At 75.2% G+C, this 1,951-nt stretch carries 1 protein-coding gene and 2 pseudogenes; 1 reads left to right on the top strand and 2 read right to left on the bottom strand.

From position 1 onward, the window contains the following. Positions 1–1,065 (top strand): annotated as a pseudogene (locus tag H5J29_RS30745) (hypothetical protein); the annotation flags it as partial. Here the strand turns inward: H5J29_RS30745 and H5J29_RS30740 are convergent. Together H5J29_RS30740 and H5J29_RS35585 are read right to left on the bottom strand one after the other, a co-directional pair. Then, a complete protein-coding gene (locus H5J29_RS30740) occupies positions 1,047–1,823 on the bottom strand; it encodes an ABC transporter permease (protein WP_181784446.1) in 777 nt (258 codons plus the stop codon). The pseudogene H5J29_RS30745 and the gene H5J29_RS30740 sit on opposite strands and share 19 nt — an antisense overlap. Next, positions 1,820–1,951 (bottom strand): annotated as a pseudogene (locus tag H5J29_RS35585) (ABC transporter); the annotation flags it as partial. The pseudogene H5J29_RS35585 and the gene H5J29_RS30740, both read right to left, overlap by 4 nt.

The following is a 1,951-nucleotide window of genomic DNA, read 5'->3' as shown; positions in this document are numbered from 1 at the left end:
CTGCAGGCCGTGGCCGTGGACGCCGCCGTCACGCTGCTGGTCGACCCGCTCGCCGCCGTGCGGCCGCTGGCGGTGCTGCGCAGGCTCGACCCGGGTCCCCCGGACACCTCGGCCGGGGCGCTGGCGGTGGTACTGCGGGTGCTGCCGGACACCGCCGCACTCGCCGAGCTGTGCGAGAGCCCCCGTCCGCTCGTCGCGGCCGTGGCCCTCGCCGTGGTCGGGTACGTCCGCGAGGCCGCGGGGGACATGGCGGGTGCATACGCGGGCACCAGCCGGATGCGCGGCCTCCTGCGGCCCGGTGCGCCGGTGTGGCTCGAGGCCTTCGCCCACGGCAGGCTCGCCGAGATCTCCCTGCAGCTCGAACGGCACGCCGAGGCCCTCACCCACCTCACCGTGGCGGCGGAGGCCGCCTCGCGCTACGGCATCGAGGGCGACCCGGTCGGGCTAGGGCTCAGCGTCGTCCTGGCCCGGTTGGGCCTCGGCGACACGGCGGCCGCCGCGCGCGTGCTCGAGACCGTGCCCCCGTCGGTCACGCTCGACGGCGAGGTGTTCGAGAGGGTGGCCCGTGCCGAGCTCGATCTGGCGACCGGCCGGGAGGCCGCCGGGCTCGCGGGCTGGCGGGCCGCCGTCGAGCTGCTCGACGCTCCGACGGTGCCCGGGTGGCTCGACCCCTTCGTCCGCTCGATCGGGGCGGTGGCGGTCGTGGCGCACGTCCGGGCCGGTGCGCTCAGCGAGGTCGAGGACCTGGTCGCGGGCCTGCCGGGGGCGCTCGCGGAGATGCTGCGGCTCGGCGTGCCGGACCCGGTGTGCGGGACCCTGCTCGTGGCCCTCGGGCTGGTCGAGGTGGATCGCGGCCGTGCGGTGCGTGGGGGATGGCTGGTCGCGCTCGCCGAGCGGTTCCACTACCAGCGCGAGTACCAGCCCACGATGGCGTCGGCGGTGATCCGCGCACAGGTCGCGGGGCCGGCGTACGCCGAGGCGAGCTCGGAGTACGCCGGCCTGTCCCGCGAGGACCTGCGCGCCGCGGCGGCGGAGGCGGCCGCCGCCTACCGCGAGCGGGTGTAGAGCCGGGTCGACCGGACGTACGAGCCGACCCCCACGAGGACGCACCAGCCCAGCGCGAGCCAGAGGGAGAGGCTCGCGGGTGCGCGACCGTCGAGCAGCGCCCGCAGGGTCTCGATGATCGGCGTGAACGGCTGGTACTCGGCGAACCAGCGCAGCGCCGTCGGCATGGAGTCGGTGGGCACGAAACCACTGCCGAGGAAGGGCAGCAGGGTGAGGATCATCGGCGAGTTGCTGGCGCTCTCCACCGACTTCGCCCCCAGCCCCAGGGCCACGGACAGCCACGTCACGGCCAGGGTGGCCAGCAGCACGAGCCCGACCGCGCCGAGCCAGCCCAGGGGGCCCGCCTCGGGCCGGTAGCCCATCGCCACCGCGACGCCCAGCACGACCGCCAGCGCGACCGCCGTCTGGATCACGGTCGCGCCCACGTGCCCGACCAGGACCGCGGGTTGGTGGATGGCCATCGTCCGGAACCGGGCGATGATCCCCTCCTGCATGTCCATCGCGACCGAGATGGCGGTGCCCTGCCCGGTCGAGGCGATCGTGAGCATCAGGATCCCGGGGACCACGTAGGCGAGGTAGGCCGAGCGGCCGCCGCCCGAGAGCCCGTCGCCGAGCGTGCCGCCCAGGACGTACACGAACAGGAGCAGGAACACGACCGGCAGCCCGATGAGCATCACGGTCAGCGAGGGGTAGCGGACGAACCTGCGCACACCTCGGCGCAGCATCGTCCGGGAGTCGGCGAGGGCGAGGGTGGTCATGCCGGGACCTCCGTGTCCAGGGTCGGGTGCCCGGTGAGGGCGAGGAAGACGTCGTCCAGATCGGGGGTGTGCAGGGTCAGCTCGGTGACGGCGAGGCCCGCGGCGTCGGCGCGGTCGAGCACGGCGCG

The sequence above is a fragment of the Pseudonocardia pini genome, assembly GCF_013870575.1.
GTDB classification, from domain to species: Bacteria; Actinomycetota; Actinomycetes; order Mycobacteriales; family Pseudonocardiaceae; genus Pseudonocardia; species Pseudonocardia pini.
Note: the sequence above shows the minus strand (reverse complement) of the source record. Positions and strands in the feature narration are given on the sequence as shown.

What these genes read in the sequence shown, in the direction of transcription:
- H5J29_RS30740 (WP_181784446.1), bottom strand. Translation starts at nt 1,823, where the DNA reads ATGACCACCCTCGCCCTCGCCGACTCCCGGACGATGCTGCGCCGAGGT.